This window comes from Nonomuraea maheshkhaliensis (assembly GCF_039529435.1).
GTDB classification, from domain to species: Bacteria; Actinomycetota; Actinomycetes; order Streptosporangiales; family Streptosporangiaceae; genus Nonomuraea; species Nonomuraea maheshkhaliensis.
Genome location: NZ_BAAAMU010000032.1, coordinates 77355 through 93224 on the forward strand (window position 1 = coordinate 77355; position 15870 = coordinate 93224).

General features: G+C 71.6%; 13 protein-coding genes. 10 read left to right on the forward strand and 3 right to left on the reverse strand.

Translation table 11 applies throughout. The features are described from left to right. Positions 1–45 precede the first annotated feature (45 nt). The 8 genes from ABFX54_RS22635 to ABFX54_RS22670 all read left to right on the forward strand — a co-directional run bounded on the left by ABFX54_RS22635 (position 46) and on the right by ABFX54_RS22670 (position 8673). Positions 46–1326, forward strand: coding sequence for a dicarboxylate/amino acid:cation symporter (locus tag ABFX54_RS22635; RefSeq protein WP_346107759.1), 1281 nt, complete (start codon positions 46–48; stop codon positions 1324–1326). A 216-nt stretch (positions 1327–1542) separates the two neighbouring features. Then, positions 1543–3186 carry a serine/threonine-protein kinase gene (locus ABFX54_RS22640; RefSeq protein ID WP_346107761.1) on the forward strand — a complete coding sequence of 548 codons (1644 nt, stop codon included), beginning with the start codon at positions 1543–1545 and terminating at the stop codon, positions 3184–3186. 232 nt (positions 3187–3418) lie between these two features. Next, entirely contained in the window at positions 3419–4468 is a 1050-nt protein-coding gene (locus ABFX54_RS22645) for a M24 family metallopeptidase (RefSeq protein ID WP_346107763.1), read from the forward strand. A gap of 26 nt (positions 4469–4494) precedes the next feature. After that, the gene (gene efp / locus ABFX54_RS22650; RefSeq protein WP_346107765.1) at positions 4495–5055 is read left to right on the forward strand and encodes an elongation factor P; all 561 of its coding nucleotides are present in this window, start codon (positions 4495–4497) and stop codon (positions 5053–5055) included. 1 nt (position 5056) lies between these two features. After that, on the forward strand, positions 5057–5467 hold the full coding sequence (nusB, locus tag ABFX54_RS22655; RefSeq protein WP_346107767.1) for a transcription antitermination factor NusB: 411 nt from the start codon (positions 5057–5059) through the stop codon (positions 5465–5467). A gap of 490 nt (positions 5468–5957) precedes the next feature. Continuing rightward, positions 5958–6677 (forward strand): methyltransferase domain-containing protein, encoded by a 720-nt coding sequence (locus ABFX54_RS22660; protein ID WP_346107769.1) that lies wholly within the window; start codon positions 5958–5960, stop codon positions 6675–6677. Between the two features lie 116 nt (positions 6678–6793). Further along, positions 6794–8035, forward strand: coding sequence for a DNA polymerase IV (dinB, locus tag ABFX54_RS22665; protein ID WP_346107770.1), 1242 nt, complete (start codon positions 6794–6796; stop codon positions 8033–8035). A gap of 230 nt (positions 8036–8265) precedes the next feature. Then, positions 8266–8673, forward strand: coding sequence for a DUF3040 domain-containing protein (locus ABFX54_RS22670; protein ID WP_346107779.1), 408 nt, complete (start codon positions 8266–8268; stop codon positions 8671–8673). Positions 8674–8987: 314 nt separating this feature from the next. Here ABFX54_RS22670 and ABFX54_RS22675 read toward each other — a convergent pair whose 3' ends face one another. From ABFX54_RS22675 to ABFX54_RS22685, 3 genes are read right to left on the reverse strand one after another with little or no spacing between them, the layout of a single operon-like run. After that, a complete protein-coding gene (locus ABFX54_RS22675; RefSeq protein WP_346107772.1) occupies positions 8988–11426 on the reverse strand; it encodes a transglutaminase TgpA family protein in 2439 nt (812 codons plus the stop codon). Beyond that, complete coding sequence (locus ABFX54_RS22680; RefSeq protein ID WP_346107774.1) at positions 11423–12643, reverse strand: DUF58 domain-containing protein; 1221 nt, start codon at positions 12641–12643, stop codon at positions 11423–11425. The genes ABFX54_RS22675 and ABFX54_RS22680 overlap by 4 nt, the downstream gene beginning before the upstream one ends. Beyond that, positions 12640–13689 carry an AAA family ATPase gene (locus ABFX54_RS22685; protein ID WP_428834552.1) on the reverse strand — a complete coding sequence of 350 codons (1050 nt, stop codon included), beginning with the start codon at positions 13687–13689 and terminating at the stop codon, positions 12640–12642. The genes ABFX54_RS22680 and ABFX54_RS22685 overlap by 4 nt, the downstream gene beginning before the upstream one ends. 397 nt (positions 13690–14086) lie before the next feature. On the opposite strand from ABFX54_RS22685, the gene mraZ reads away from it, so the two are divergent. Then, a complete protein-coding gene (gene mraZ, locus ABFX54_RS22690; protein WP_106244593.1) occupies positions 14087–14518 on the forward strand; it encodes a division/cell wall cluster transcriptional repressor MraZ in 432 nt (143 codons plus the stop codon). A 223-nt stretch (positions 14519–14741) separates the two neighbouring features. Then, positions 14742–15707 (forward strand): 16S rRNA (cytosine(1402)-N(4))-methyltransferase RsmH, encoded by a 966-nt coding sequence (rsmH, locus tag ABFX54_RS22695; protein ID WP_346107775.1) that lies wholly within the window; start codon positions 14742–14744, stop codon positions 15705–15707. Positions 15708–15870: the final 163 nt, after the last annotated feature.

Genomic DNA, 15870 nt, shown 5'->3' on the forward strand with positions numbered 1-15870 from the left:
GGGCGTGCCCCCGGCATGCCCTCACACCGGAAGTCGTACCTCTCCGTGAAGAGACTCTCCTTCTCCCTGCAGTTGCTGCTGGGCCTCGTCGCCGGCGTGGCACTGGGCTTCGCCGCCAGAACGTGGGACCTGACCTGGCTGACCGAGACCCTGACCAGGGTCGGCCAGATCTTCGTCCAGCTCCTCAAGCTGGCCGTGCCCCCCCTCGTCTTCACCGCCGTGCTGGTCAGCGTGGCGAACCTGCGCAACGTCAGCGGCGCGGCCAGGCTGGCGGCCAAGACGCTGTTCTGGTTCCTCGCCACGGGGCTGATCGCCGTCGTCGTCGGCATCGCACTCGGCCTGGTCATCCATCCGGGCCAGGGCGTCACCCTCGACACCGGCGCCGCCAAGGCCCCTGAGAACGCCGGCACCTGGCTCGACTTCGTCACCGGCATCGTCCCGACGAACATCGTCACCGCCTTCACCGAGCTCAACGTCCTGCAGATCGTCTTCCTCGGCGCCGTGCTCGGCGCGGCGGCCCTGGCCGTCGGCGAGAAGGCCGAGCCGTTCCTGGTCCTCGCCCGCTCCGTGCTCGAGCTGGTGCAGAAGGCGCTGTGGTGGGTCATCCGCCTGGCGCCCATCGGGACGGCGGGGCTGATCGGCAAGGCCGTGTCCACGTACGGATGGGACCTGCTCGCGCCGCTGGCCAAGTTCAGCGCCGGGGTCTACATCGGCTGCTTCATCGTCCTGCTGGTCGTCTACCCGGCTCTGCTCGCGGTGTGGGGCAAGGTCAGCCCGGTCGCGTTCTTCCGCAACGCCTGGCCCGCGATCGAGCTGGCGTTCGTCTCCCGCTCGTCGGTCGGCACGCTGCCGCTGACGCAGCGGGTCACCATCGAGCGCAACGGCGTGGACCGCGACTACGCGGCCTTCGCGGTGCCGTTCGGCGCGACCACCAAGATGGACGGCTGCGCCTCCGTCTATCCGGCGCTGGCGGCGATCTTCGTCGCGCAGGTCTTCGGAGTTCAGCTCGGGGTCGGCGACTACCTGCTGATCGCGTTCGTGTCGGTGGTCGGCTCGGCCGCGACGGCGGGCCTGACCGGCGCGACCGTCATGCTGACGCTCACCCTGAGCACGCTGGGGCTGCCGCTGGAAGGGGTCGGGCTGCTGCTGGCCATCGACCCGATCCTCGACATGATCCGCACCGCGACCAACGTGGCCGGTCAGATGGTGGTGCCGGTGCTGGTGGCGCGCTCGGAGGGCCGCCTGGACACGGCGGTCTTCAACGCGCCGCCGCAGTCGCTCGACGACGCGCCCGCGCCGCGCGTCCCGCAGCCGGCCGCGGCCTGATGACGGCGGCCTGATGACGGCGGCCTGACGGCTGTTTCAGCACACGACGGGGAGGGGGCGGAGTTTCCGCCTCCTCCCCGTCGCTTTGAGGAGGCGTACGGGCCTGTACGGGGCGTTGGAGGGGCGGCAGGGGCCGTGGGGGCCTATGGTGGTCGGAAATCTCAATTTCGAGTAATTGGCGGGGATATGTCCGACGCGACGGAGCGCGCGCCGTCCTTGATCGCTGACCGGTACCGGCTCGACGAGCGCATCGGCAGCGGACCGATGGGCGAGGTGTGGCGCGGATACGACACGCGGGCCGACTGGGTCGTGGCCGTGAAGGTGCTCGGCGCCAAGGCCGCCGGCGCCGGCACCCGGGAGGTGCTCAGGCAGCACGCCCAGGCCGTGGCCAGAGTGATCCATCCGAACGTGGCCATGGTGCTGGACGTCGGCGAGCACGAAGGGGCGCCGTTCCTGGTGATGGAGTACCTCACCGGGAACAGCCTGCGCGAGGAGCGCGCGGCGCGCGGGCAGTTGCGGATCATGGAGGTGTGCGACCTGATCGGCCAGGGCGCGGCCGGGCTCGACGCGGCGCACCGGGCCGGCGTCGTGCACGGGCAGGTCGATCCGGACAGTTTCCGCCTGGCGGGCAGCGGGGTGCTCAAGGTCGTCGGCTTCGGGATGGACGACCGCGAGCCCGTACGGGGGGACGAGCGGTACGCGGCGCCGGAACGGGCCGCGGGGCAGCCCGCGCAGGCCCCCGGCGACGTGTACGCGCTCGGCTGCGTCTGCTACGAGCTGCTGTGCGGGCGGGTGCCCGCGGAGACGGCGGGGGAGGGCGGGGGACGGCCCGTCCCGCCCAGCGCGATCAGGGGCGAGGTCTCGCCCGAGTTCGACCGGCTGCTGCTGGCCATGCTCGCCGAGGATCCGGCGCAGCGGCCCACCAGCGGGGAGAACATCCGCAGGACCCTGGCCGCCATCGCCCGGCCCAAACCCGCCCCCCAGGCGCCTCCGGCGGCGCCCGGCGCGACGGGCGCGATGGGTACGGTGCCCGGCCAGACGGGCGCGATGGGCCCGATGCCCGGTGCGGCGGGCGCGATGGGCCCGATGCCCGGTGCGGCGGGCGCGATGGGTCCGGCACCCGGTGCCGCGGGTGCGATGGGTGCCGGTGCGGGGCCGGTGGCGGGGGCCGGGCAGGGGGCCGGTTCGGGTGCCACCGAGGTGTTCCAGCACCTGGGCGGGCCGCCGCCGCGCGCCGGTGACACCGCGATCTACCAGGCGGGCGACCTGGAGCCCGCCCCGCCCTCGGGGCCCAACCGCAAGCTGGTGATCCAGCTGGGCGTGGCCGTCCTGGTCATCGCGGCCGTGACGGTGGGCATGGTGATGTGGGCGGGAGCCAGGCAGGAGGCGCCGGTCGCGGAGGTGAGCCCGACGCCGTCCCCCACGCTCACGATCGAGGAGCCGCCCCCCGCCTCGCCGTCCCCCACGCCCACCGACGACGAGTCCGGCCTGGTGCGCACCCATGACCCCGACGACGAGCCGACCTCGCTGATCGAGACCGCCGCGCCCAAGGCGACCCTCGGGGACGTGGCGCCGGCCGGCGGGTACGGCAAGTGGCTGCAGAAGTTCGACGAGGCGATCACCGCCCAGGAGCGGACGAACGGTATCAACCCGGCGGTCGCCGGCAAGGCCCGCGAGAAGCTGCGCAAGGCCGCCAGGAAGGCCCGCGAGGGACACGTCGACTCCGCGCTGGACCACATCGCCGGCGTCTACCGCGACCTGGTGCGGGCCCAGGAGAAGGGCGACATGAACGGGACGGGCCCCGCGGCCAGGTTCCTGCTCGACTGGCGCATCCCCGACCGGTACGGCCGGGGCGCCTGACCGGGCGAGGAGGACGGCGGCACCGTGAAGAGGACTGCGGCACCGCGAAGGGGACTGCGGCACCGCGAAGGGGACTAGGGCACCGCGAAGAGGACGGCGGCACCGCGAAGGGGACTGCGGCACCGCGAAGGGGTCGGCAGCGCCACGAAGGGCACGCGGTGCCGCGATGAGGGCGGCGGTGCGGCCAAGAGGACGGCGGTGACGATGGGGGCATACCGCGTAGGTTGACCCCATGAGCTTCGACTATCCGGCGCGCCGGGCGCGGGTGGCCGGGCTGCTGCCCGCCCACGGCGTCCACGCCCTGCTCGTCACCTCCCCCGTCAACGTCCGCTACCTCACCGGGCTGGCCAGCTCGAACGCCGCCGTCCTGATCCGGGCCGACGGCGGCGCGCTGCTGGTCACGGACAACCGCTACATCGAGGCGGCCCGCGCGCTCGACGTCCCCAGCGAGGAGGCGGCCGACGTGGCGGGCCGGCTGGCGGAGCCGGGAACGGGGATCGAGGCGGCGAGCATGAGCGTGGCCGCCTACCTGAGGCTCGGGGAGGGGCGGGGGGATCGGCTCGTGCCGCTGGGGCCGGTGGTGGAGCCGCTGCGGGCGGTCAAGGACGACGCCGAGCTGGACCGCATCCGTACCGCATGCGCGATCACCGACCAGGCGTTCACCGACGTCTGCCCCGCCATCGCGCCCGGGATGACCGAGCGCGAGCTGGCCCGCCAGCTGGAGGGCCGCATGGCCGAGCTGGGCGCCGACAGGCCGGCGTTCGACACGATCGTGGCCGCGGGGGAGAACGGCGCCGTCCCGCACCACGCCCCCACCTCCAGGGAGCTGCGCGCCGGAGACCTGGTCACGATGGACTTCGGCGCCCGGTACGACGGCTACCACGCCGACATGACCAGGACGGTCAGCCTCGGCGCGCCCGCCGCCTGGCAGCGCGAGCTCTACGACCTCGTCGCCGCCGCCCAGCGGGCCGGCCGGCACGCCCTCGCGCCCGGCGCCACGGCCAGGGAGGTCGACACGGCGGCCCGCTCCGTCATCGAGGAGGCGGGCCACGGAGGTCACTTCAGGCACGGTCTGGGCCACGGCGTCGGCCTGGAGATCCACGAGGAGCCGTTCCTCGGCCCCGCCAGGACCGGTAGACTAGAGGATCGAGTTCCGATCACCGTCGAGCCCGGGGTCTATCTTCCTGGCCGGGGCGGGGTTCGCATCGAGGACACCCTGGTGACACGTGAGGGCGGGCCGGAACTTTTCACCAAGACGACCAAGGAGCTGCTCGTCCTTTAGAGCGGCCACACGCGGGAGAAGAACGAGTGGCGACGACCAACGACCTCAAGAACGGCATGGTGCTGAAGCTCGACGGCGGGGAGCTGTGGGCCGTTGTGGAGTTCCAGCACGTCAAGCCGGGCAAGGGCGGCGCGTTCGTGCGCACCAAGCTCAAGAACGTGCTCTCCGGAAAGGTCGTCGACAAGACCTTCAACGCCGGCGTGAAGGTCGACGTGGCCAACGTCGACAAGCGCGAGATGCAGTTCTCCTACAAGGACGGCGACGACTTCGTGTTCATGGACACCGAGACCTACGACATGGTCAACGTGCCCCAGGGCACCGTCGGCACCGCCGCCAACTACATGCTGGAGAACACTCTGGCCACGGTCGCCTTCAACGAGGGCTCCGCGCTCTACGTCGACCTGCCCGCGGCCGTCGAGCTGACCATCTCCGAGACCGAGCCGGGCCTGCAGGGCGACCGCTCCACCGGCGGCACCAAGCCCGCCACGCTGGAGACGGGCGCCGAGATCAAGGTGCCGCTGTTCATCACCACCGGTGAGAGGGTCAAGGTCGACACCCGCAGCGGCGAATACCTCGGCCGGGCCTGAGGTGTCGGCACGCGGCAAAGCACGCAGAAGAGCGCTCGACATCCTCTTCGAGGCAGAGCTGCGCGGCGAGGATCCGCTGAAGATCCTCGCCGAGCGCGTGGAGCGGCAGGAGCCGCCGGTCAACGAATACACCTCGGCCATCGTCGAGGGCGTCGCCAGGCACCACGCGCGCATCGACGAGCTGATCACCACCTACGCCGAGGGCTGGACGCTCGACCGGATGCCCGCGGTCGACCGCAACCTGCTGCGTGGCGGCACCTACGAGCTGCTGTGGATCCCCGGCGTGCCGGAGGGTGTGGTCATCAGCGAGTGGGTGCACCTGGCGGGAGAGCTCTCGACCGACGAATCCCCCCAGTTCGTCAACGGGCTGCTGGCCCGCTTCAAGCAACTCAAGCCAAGCCTCACCCTTTAGACACCCCGTTTCGGCGGGCCTGGAGGGCGTGTTCGGGGTACGTTCCAACCACGCCGGCCCGCGCGGGCTCGCGTGGCCAGGTCTGGCGCCTTCGCCCGGCCTGTGCCCGCGCACCTCGCGGCCGTACGGACAAGTGGCGCGTCACCAGCCGCGACGCGCCCCTTTCCGTTCTCACACCTCCCCATCCTGTCTCTGTTCCTGTGTCTGCTCCCGCGTCCGGCCTCCCGTTTCCGCGCTCGTTCCGTGTCCCCGGCCAAGGAGCGCGGGGAGTCTCGGCGGTGGGGAGCGGGAGCTCCCGCGTACGGCGTAGGCTGGGCCCGTCCACGAGTCCACGAGTCGAGTCCACGAGGAAGGCCCGGCGCGACGTGCACGTTCACTAGGCGACGGGCGCGAGGGCGACGGGCGCGAGGGCGTTCGCCGTCCTGGCGTCGCTCAGGGAGAGGGAGGCGAGCCGACGTTGCGCGCTGAAGGCGTCACGAGGACCCCGGCGGTGCGGACCGCCGTCGTCTGGGACGCGTTGCGGTCCATGCTGGCCGAGCGCACGGCGGCCACCGGCCGCGAGTCGCTCGACATCGTCGACGCCGGCGGCGGCACCGGCGGGTTCGCCGTGCCGCTGGCCCTGCTCGGGCACGCCGTCACGGTCGTGGACCCGAGCCCCGACTCGCTGGCCGCGCTGGAGCGCCGCGCCAAGGAGAAGGGCGTGGCCGTGCGCGGCCTCCAGGGCGACGCCGCCGACCTCGGCGAGCTGCTCAGCCGCGACTGCGCCGACCTGGTGCTCTGCCACAGCGTGCTGGAATACGTCGAAGACCCGATCAGCGCGCTGACCGCGGTCGCGGGCCTGCTGCGCAGGGGCGGCGCCGTCAGCGTGCTGGCCGCCAACCCCGTGGCCAGCGCCATCCACCGGGCGCTGTCGGGGCAGTTCGACGAGGCCAGGGCGGTGCTGACCGACCCGAGCGGAAGCTGGGGCGACCGCGACCCCACGCCCCGGCGCTTCGCCGCCGACACGCTGGTCGAGCTGCTGACCGCGACCGGCTTCTCGCCCGGGCCCGTCCACGGCGTGCGCGTCTTCGCCGACCTGGTGCCGAGCCGGCTCGTGGACGGCGAACCGGGCGCGGCCGAGGCCCTGGTGGCGCTGGAGCAGGTCGCCGCGACCCATCCCGTGCTGCGCGACGTCGCGACCCAGCTGCACGTGCTCGGGCACCGCAACTGAGCCCGCCACGGACGTGAACGGGGCACCGGAAGTGACACCGGAAGTGGATCGGGAGAGGAAAGTATCGATGGCCACCCCCCTCGGTGTAGAACGCCTGTTCGGATAGAATCGGTCGCGTGTCTCGCAAGCAGATCACCGGCATCGGCCCCGCTCCACGCACCGGGGCCGATGACAGCGGCTGCCCGATCCTCCACGTCGACATGGACGCCTTCTACGCCAGCGTCGAGCTGCTCGAACGGCCGGAGCTGCGCGGCCGCCCGGTGATCGTGGGCTCGCCCGCCGGGCGCGGTGTCGTGCTCAGCGCCACCTACGAGGCCAGGGCTCAGGGTGTCCACTCCGCGATGCCGATGAGCAGGGCGCGCAGGCTGTGCCCGCAGGCCACGATCATTCCGCCCAGCCACGGGAAATACGCCGAGGTCTCCAAGGGCGTCATGGAGATCTTCCACGCGATCACCCCGCTGGTGGAGCCCATCGCGTCCGACGAGGCGTTCCTCGACGTCGGCGGCGCCAGGCGGCGGCTCGGGCCGCCCGCGGCCGTGGCCGCCATGATCAGGGAGCAGGTCCTCGACCGCTTCGGCATCACGTGTTCCGTGGGCGTGGCGAGCAGCAAATTCGTGGCAAAGCTGGCCTCCAAGCAGTGCAAGCCCGACGGGCTGCTGGTGGTGCCCGCCGATCAGGTGGTCGGCTTCCTCCATCCGCTGCCCGTCTCGGCCCTGTGGGGCGTCGGCGAGCGCACCGAGCAGTCCCTGGTGCGCCTGGGCATCCGCACGGTCGGAGACCTGGCCAGGGTGCCGCCGGCGACGCTCCAGCGCGAGCTGGGCCAGGCGGCGGGCGGCCATCTGGCCGCGCTGGCCTGGGGCCGCGACGAGCGGCCGGTGACCTCCCACGCGCCCGACAAGAGCATCGGCAACGAGGAGACGTTCGCGGCCGACGTGGACGACCCCGAGGTGATCAAGCGGGAGCTGCTGCGTCTTTCCGAGCGGGTGGCCGCGCGCATGCGTAAGGCCGGTCACGTGGGAAGAACTGTAAGTGTGAAGCTACGCCGCGCCGATTTCACCACGATCAACCGCTCGCGCACGCTGCGTGAGCCCACCGACGTGGCCCAGGTCGTCTACGCCACCGCGGTCGAGCTGTTCGAGGCGGCCGGGCTCGATCGGGTGCGATTGCGCCTGGTGGGGGTCAGGATGGAAAACCTGCGGCCGGCCGGAGAGGCCACCCGTCAGCTCAGCCTCGGCGAGAAGGAGACCGGGTGGCGCGAGGCGGAGCAGGCCATGGACAAGGCCATTCGAAGATTCGGGCCCGATGCGGTGCTCCCGGCGTCGCTAGTACGTGGCAAGCTTGATGAAATAGAGACATGACGTTCGATGTCCGGACTTGGTGGGGGCATCCGTGTCAGGATTTTGGGGAGAGGGGGGCGAGATGGGCCACAATAGAGCCATGACGTCACCTCCGGTTTGGTCTGCGTTGGACGTTTGCTTTCGCCTACGTCTACAGCCTCGTATTCTGGGGATGACCGACCGCGAGGTTCGGACACCCCGTGTCGTCCGTTGCCGTCTTCCCCGTCCTGGGGCCGTCCTTGGGAGGCGCCGTGCCGCTCTCTGAGCACGAGCAGCGCTTGCTCGACCAGATCGAGCAGGCCCTCTACGCCGAGGACCCGAAGTGGGCCAACACCGTAAGGATCAGCGATCCGCGCAGCCATTACAAGCGCCGCCTGGTCAAAGCCTCCATCGGCTTTGCCCTCGGTGTCGTGGTGATGATGATCGGCGTCGTCATGAGCGGCAACGCTCTGATCCCGCTCGGCGTCGGCGGTTTCGTGGTCATGCTCGCCGCGTGTCTGTGGGGCCTGTCCAGCTGGAAAAAGATGAACGGGTTCGGTGACTCCGCCCCCGCCGCCGGCACCGCCGCTCCTCCGGGCAAGCAGGCCCGCCGGGGCAACCGGGGCACTTTCATGGAACGCATGGAAGAGCGCTGGCGCCGCCGTCACGACGAGCGCTGACCCGCCAGACCGAGCGGTCGCGGCCGTCCCTCCCACGAGGGACGGCCGTGTCAGGCCGGGGTGCCCCTTGCATGAAGGGACGGCCGCCCCGGCCGCATGGAGCAACGGCCACGCCGGGTCGGGGTGCCTCTGATGAAGGAGCGACCGCGCCGGGCCGGGATGTCCCCTCATAGGCGAGCCCGGCCATGCCGTCGGCGGCGGAGCCGCGACAGCGGCCGCGCGGGGCGGAATTCCCCCGCATGAGGAACGGCCGGGCCGGAGACGACGGCGCGCCCGCCCCCTTCCGGGAACGGCCGCGCCGCACGATCCGCCGCTCAGGCGCCCTTCTGGGCCGCAGTCCGCCGCAGCCTGATGTTCTCCAGCAGGTCGAACCCGTCGAGCAGCCGCTCGCCCAGGAGCCGCAGCCGCCGCAGCGTCGACGGGGGCAGCAGCACCGCCCGCACCCGCCTGCCGCGCGACGTCGTGGCCGCCAGGGCCTGCCGCACCTTGCGCAGGTCCTTGCGCATCGGTTCGATCCGGCCCGCGTCCCTGGCGAACAGCACCCGCTCGACCGCAGAGGCGATCCCGGCGATGGCCGCGGCGGAGTCGGCGTCGAACTCGTACTGCTGGGTCAGCCGCCGGGCCAGCGCCCTCGGGGTCTCGCTGGCGCCCCGGGCCATGCCGTAGTCGTACAGGATGTCGTCCAGCTCGGCCCACGCGGCCGCCACCGACGTGTGACTCCTGTTCGACGCCACCCTGGCCGTCAGCTCGTCGGCGGGTTGCGCGACCTTGAAGCCCAGGCTGCGCACGCGCCTGTTCCTGGTCACCAGCCGCAGTCCCGCGGGGATCAGCAGGAAGAGGAGCAGTGCCGCCGCTCCGATGCCGATCTGGGCGATCAACGGCATCGAGTCGTCCGGCGGCAGCTCGCCGGGCAGGACCGTGCCCTCGCGGTCCACCTCGCGCGGGTTGCGGCGGGCCGACGGGTCCTGCGGCTCGTCGGCCGAGGAGCTGGTCGCCCCCGGCGTCGGGGCCGTGGTCTCCCGCGTCGCCTCGGGGCGGGGCTGGGTGTATTCCGGCACGCGGGCGCTGCCCTGCCCGGCCGCCCCCGAGGGGGTCGGCTCGAACGGCAGCCAGCCGACGCCCTCGAAGTACAGCTCGGGCCAGGAGTGGGAGTCGTTCGTGCCCACCTCCCACCGGTCGCCGGACTTGACGCCGCCGGTGTAGCCGATCGCCACCCGCGACGGGATGCCCACCAGCCTGGCCAGCACCGCCATCGACGCGGCGAACTGCTCGCAGTAGCCCGCCCGGTCGCGCAGCAGGAAGTCCCGCAGCGCCGAGTTGCCGTGGCCCTGCGTGCGCAGGCTGTAGGTGAAGCCACCGGTCTTGGTGAAGAACTCCTGCAGCTTCACCGCCGCCTCGTAACTGCTGCCGGCGCCCGCGGTGACCTCGTCCGCGAGCTGGGCGATCTCGGGGGGCAGGTTGTCCGGCAGGGTGAGGAAGCGCGGGTCCGTGTCCGGCTGCGCGGCGTCAAGAGATTCGAGCAGGGACGCGGTCGGCTTCGGCTCGGCGGTGAGCACCTCGTACTCCAGGCCCGCGGCCTCCTCGCGGGTGGAGAAGACCATCAGCGTGTCCACGTCGGCCCGCCAGTCGCCGTCCACCCTGATCTGCCGCGGCGGGTACGGCAGCGGCAGGAACCGCAGCCGCGCCAGGTCTTCGCTGATCTGGATGCCCGTCACCACGTTGGTGATCTGCGGGTCGCGGCCGAGGCCGGGCGGCGGCGGCAGCGGGCCGTTCTCCGTCCTGTTCTGCGGCGCCCCCTTGGGCTGCGTCATCCCGAACTGCTGCCCGTCGAACGTGTCCAGCGCGTAGATCCGCAGGTAACGCGGCGTGTCGTCGTTGTTGGTGTAGGTCAGCACGACCCGCCGCTCCGGCAGGTCGAGCTGACCCTTCAAGCTGGCGATCGGGTTGGCGATGCTGATCGAGTTGCCCGGCCCCGAGCCCCTGCCGCCCACGCCGAACGTGAAGAACGACACCGGCTCCATCGCCGGCAGCGCCGCGGGCAGCAGCACGGCCAGCAGGATGGCGGCGAATCCGATGCGCTTGCCCGACAGCCGCAGCCCGCTGGTGTCGGCCGCGGCGCGCGCGCCGCCCGGCGCGGATCGGGTCGGCGACGGGGCCGAACGCGCCCTGCGCACCAGCACCGCCCTGCCCCAGTGGCCCACCCGCTCGCGCCCGTCGGAGATCAGCAGGCTGACGAACCCGAGCGCGGCCACGATGAACGCCGGCCAGCTGATCGGGTCGGACAGGATCGTCGCCGGGACCGTGGCCAGCGCCAGCAGCGGCAGCCCGGCCAGCGCCGCCCGCCGTACGCGCGCGGCGAGCAGGTCGACGGCGATCGCGATGACCGCCACGCCGCCCGCGGTCAGCAGCGTGATGCCCCTCGTCTCCGGCACCGGCGCGGCGAAGCGCTGGATGTCGTCCCAGCCGGTGCCCAGCAGCCTGGCCAGCTCCAGCACCGACGACTTGGTGGGGATCACCAGCGCCCACGCCTTGCCGGCGGCGAACGCCGCGGTCAGGTAGATCCACGTCGCGGCCAGGCCGAGCAGCGGCGCCGCCCACGCGGGCAGGGACAGGCGGGTGGTCACCAGGCCCGCCGCGACGACGGCCAGCACGGCGCCGAGCGACGTCCAGAACCAGGTCCCGCTCTGGAAGAGCGGATAGAGCAGGATGGCCGCCGCGAACGCGGCCACCCCCGAGGCGATGGTGAGTCTCATGCCGCGCCCCCCGTCCGGTTGACCGTGTATCTGTCACGGCTGGCGGCGTCCTGCCAGACGGAGGCGATCGAGGTGCCGGCGGGCAGGCGGACGATGCGCCAGCCGTATCCGGCGAGGACCGTCTCCACCGCCTGCTGGTTCTCGGCGGCGGCCACGCCGGTGATGCCGCTGTGCCGCAGCCTGGCCAGGTCCCTGGCCTCCTCGGGGTCGAGCGCGCCGAGCACCGCCACGATCAGCCCGTCGCCGCCGCCCTGCCGCAGCGCCGACACCCCCATCTCCAGGGAGCGGGCCGGGCTGTTCCTGATCAGGGCGAGCGTGTCGAGCAGTGAGTAGCTGAGCCCGTCGTCGGTCAGGTGCTCGGCGCCCTGGTCGGTCACCAGCCGCAGGCCGAGGCCCTCACGCGCGAGATGCACGCCGATCGAGGCCGCGGCCGAGACCGCCACCTCGAAGGACGAGCGCGGGCCCTCGCCGCGGTGGGCGTGCCTGCGGGTGTCGAGCAGCAGCGCGCCGCGGCTCTGCCACTGCTGCTCCTCCCTGCGTACCATCAGCTCGCCGTAGCGGGCCGTCGAGCGCCAGTGCACCCGCCGCAGGTCGTCGCCCTGCCGGTATTCGCGCGGTGCCACGTCGTCGTCGCCGGCCGCCGCCACACTCCTGGTCCTGCTGTCGCCGCCGCCCGTCCATTCACCCGACAGCCGTACGTGGGGCAGCGCCGCGACGTGCGGCGTCACCACGAGCGTGTCGCTGATCGTGAACGAGCGGGTCAGCTCGACCAGCCCGAACGGGTCGGCGATGCGGATGGCCAGCGGCCCGATCGTGTAACGTCCGCGCAGGTCCGAGCGAACCCGGTAGTCGATCTCGCGCACGCCGCGCGGCTCGACCCGGTCGAGCACGAACCTGGGCCGCACGCCCAGCGCGTACGGCACCGTGTCCTCGATCAGCAGCAGGCCGGTCGGCAGCCTGGTCACGTTCTCCAGCCGGAGGGTGACGGTGGCCTCGCCGCCCACCTCGGCCCGCGGCGGGTCCAGGCGCCTGGCGCAGCTCAGCCGGTAGCGCGTGCGCGCCACCACCATCGCGGCCAGCAGCGGCAGCGCCGTCACCAGGACCCCGATCCTGAACAGGTCGTTCTCCCCGAGGATGACGGCCATGACCAGGGCCGCGATCCCGGAGGCGAGGAACGACCTGCCCCTGGAGGTCAGCGCCCGCAGTCCGGCCCTCACGACGCTCGCGTCTCCGGCACCGGCACGCGCCTGATCAGATCGGTCACCACCTGCTCGGGCAGCCGCCGCTGGCCCTGCGCCTCCACGCTGGGCAGCAACCGGTGGGCCAGCACGGGGATGGCCAGGTCCTGGAGGTCGTCGGGGATGACGTAGTCGCGGCCGGTCAGCGCCGCGTGCGCCCTGGCGGCCCGGACGAGCTGCAGCGTGGACCGGGGAGAGGCGCCGAGCCGCAGGTCGGGGGAGTGGCGGGTGGCCACGACCAGGTCGATGGCGTACTTCTTGACCGCTTGGGAGACGTAGACGCCGCGTACGGCCTCGATGAGCGCGCGCACCTCCGCCGTCGTCGCGACCGGCTGGAGCTTGTCGAGCGGCGAGGTGCCCCCATGCACGTCGAGCATCTCCAGCTCGGCGTGCGGCTCGGGGTAGCCCATCGCCACGCGCGCGGTGAAGCGGTCGCGCTGGGCCTCGGGGAGGGGATAGGTGCCCTCCATCTCGATGGGGTTCTGGGTGGCGATCACCATGAAGGGCGCGTCCAGCTGGTACGTCCTCCCGTCGACCGTCACCTGGTGCTCCTCCATGCACTCCAGCAGCGCGGACTGCGTCTTGGGGGAGGCTCTGTTGATCTCGTCTCCCACCACGATGTTGGCGAACACCGGGCCGGGCTTGAACTCGAACTCCCGGGTCTGCTGGTTGTAGGCGCTGACCCCGGTGATGTCACTGGGCAGCAGGTCGGGGGTGAACTGGACCCGCCGGACGGGGCAGTCGATGGAGCGTGCGAGCGCCTTGGCCAGCATCGTCTTGCCGACCCCTGGCACGTCCTCGATCAGCAGGTGGCCTTCGGCGAGCAGGACCGTCAGCGTGAGACGGACGGCGTCGCTCTTGCCCTCGATCACCGATTCGATCGCCTGCCGAATCCGGTGGGCGGTGGAGACCAGCTCGTCGAGCTGGGGAGGGACGTCATGGGTTACTGCCACCAGGCCTCCATGAGAAGTGCGACGGCTGTCCCGTGCGGTGCCATTGCGGGAGCCATGCCATTCCTTTTCCATTGTCTGTACGACCCTACGACGCTGTGGGTTCTTCAGCGACATTTGTGGATATTCAGGGAACCCCGGCGATGTTCCCGTTCATGTCGCATAGAGGTGCGAATCCCGTGACACAGCGCACCCGCCAAGCGCTCCACTTTCCTCCCCGCCGGGCTCCCCGGACGCCCGCCGCCCCTATTTCCACGGCGATTCAAACCCTCGACACGCCCATGAGGGTTGACCGCCCCGTCACCCCCCTCCACCCCGCTCCACCGCTCTGACCTGCGGTAACGCAAGGGAAACCGATGATGAAGACGGTTCGAATCAGTTGACGGTGGGGAGAAGTGGAGTATGGTGGTGCGCAGTGGAGAGCCCGGTGCACCAGCGCTGAGCGCTTCACGAGGCACGGGAGGTGGGGCCGATGTTCCTCGGCACCCATCAACCGCGTCTGGACGACAAGGGACGGCTGTTCCTGCCGGCTAAGTACCGTGAGGAGCTGGCGGAGGGTCTTGTGATCACCAAAGGCCAGGAGCGATGCCTCTACGTCTTTCCCGTGGAGGAGTTCCAGCGCATTACCGAGGCTCTCAGCACCGCCCCGGTCACCGCCAAGGCGGTGCGTGACTACAGCCGCGTCTTCTTCGCCAGTGCGTCCGACGAAAAACCAGACAAACAAGGACGCATCACGATCCCGCAGAGCCTCCGCCAGTACGCGGGGCTGGAACGTGACTGCGTCGTCATCGGGGCCAACACCCGGCTGGAGATCTGGGACGCGCAGGCCTGGGACACCTATCTCAGCGCGCAGGAGCAGGCTTTCGCCGAGCTGTCGGAGGAGGTGCTGCCAGGGATTCTGTAGTGACCACGGTCGATCCGTCGGTGATGTCGTTCGGCGAGGTCTCCACCCGCAACCACTGTCCGCCAGCTGATGCACCTTCCCCGGTGTCAGATGGCGGGCGTCCACGAAGAGGGTGCGGATGGGGACCTGGCCGGACGGCGCCGGGGTGGGGACCCAGGAAGGACCGGCGAACGATCGGCGATACGCGTCATCCGCGAGCAAGGACGCGAGAGGGGGGTTGGAGATGGACGACAACGTCGGCACGGGCGGTCACGTTCCGGTGATGCTCGAGCGCGTTCTGGAGCTGCTCGCTCCCGCGCTGACCGGGCCCGCCCCCGTCGTCGTCGACGCCAACCTCGGCCTCGGCGGCCACTCGGAGGCCCTGCTCGCCGCACACCCCGCACTGCACCTGATCGGGATCGACCGCGACCCTTTCGCGATCGAGTTCTCCACCCGCAGGCTCGTCCCCTACGCGGACCGCACCACCCTGGTCCACGCCTCCTCCGGCGACCTGGCCGAGGTGCTCGACCAGGCGGGGCGTCCCCTCATCGACGGGGCGCTGTTCGACCTGGGCGTCTCCTCCCCGCAGCTCGACGAGGCCGGGCGCGGCTTCGCCTATTCCTATGACGCCCCGCTCGACATGCGCATGGACACCTCGCAGGAGCTGACCGCCGAGCGGGTGGTCAACACCTACTCCGCCGCGGAGCTCACGCGCATCCTGCGCCACTACGGCGAGGAGAGATTCGCTCAGCGTGTCGCGGGCCTGATCATCAAAGAACGGGCCAAAGAGGCAATAACCTCGACGAAGCGGCTGGCGGACATCGTGCGCGATGCGATCCCCGCCGCTACCCGGCGCACCGGGGGCAACCCCGCCAAGAGGACTTTCCAGGCGCTGCGCATCGAGGTGAACGCGGAGCTGTCCGCCCTGGAGGCGGCGCTGCCCGCGGCGCTCGACGCGCTGACGCTCGGTGGGCGAGTGGTCGTGCTCTCCTACCACTCACTCGAGGACCGGCTCACCAAGCAGGCCCTCACGGCGCGAACCAAGGACACCAGCCCACCAGGGCTGCCCGTCCCGCTACCGGCTCACCAGCCGAGGTTCCGCCTGCTGACGAGGGGAGCGGAGCTCCCAAGCGACGAAGAGCTCGCCCGCAACCCGCGGGCGGCCTCGGCCCGGCTACGGGCGGCAGAGAGGATCCGTGTTGACGACTGAGCAGGAGACCGGCAGGGGTGCGCCTGTCCGCCGTGCCGTGCCCAAGACGGGCACGCGCCGGTCGGCGACGTCGTACCAGCCCAAGCCGCGTCCCCGTCCCGACAACCGCCCCGAGACCGACGGCAAGGCGCCGCCGGCGCGCTCACGCTCGCCGGCCGGCGCC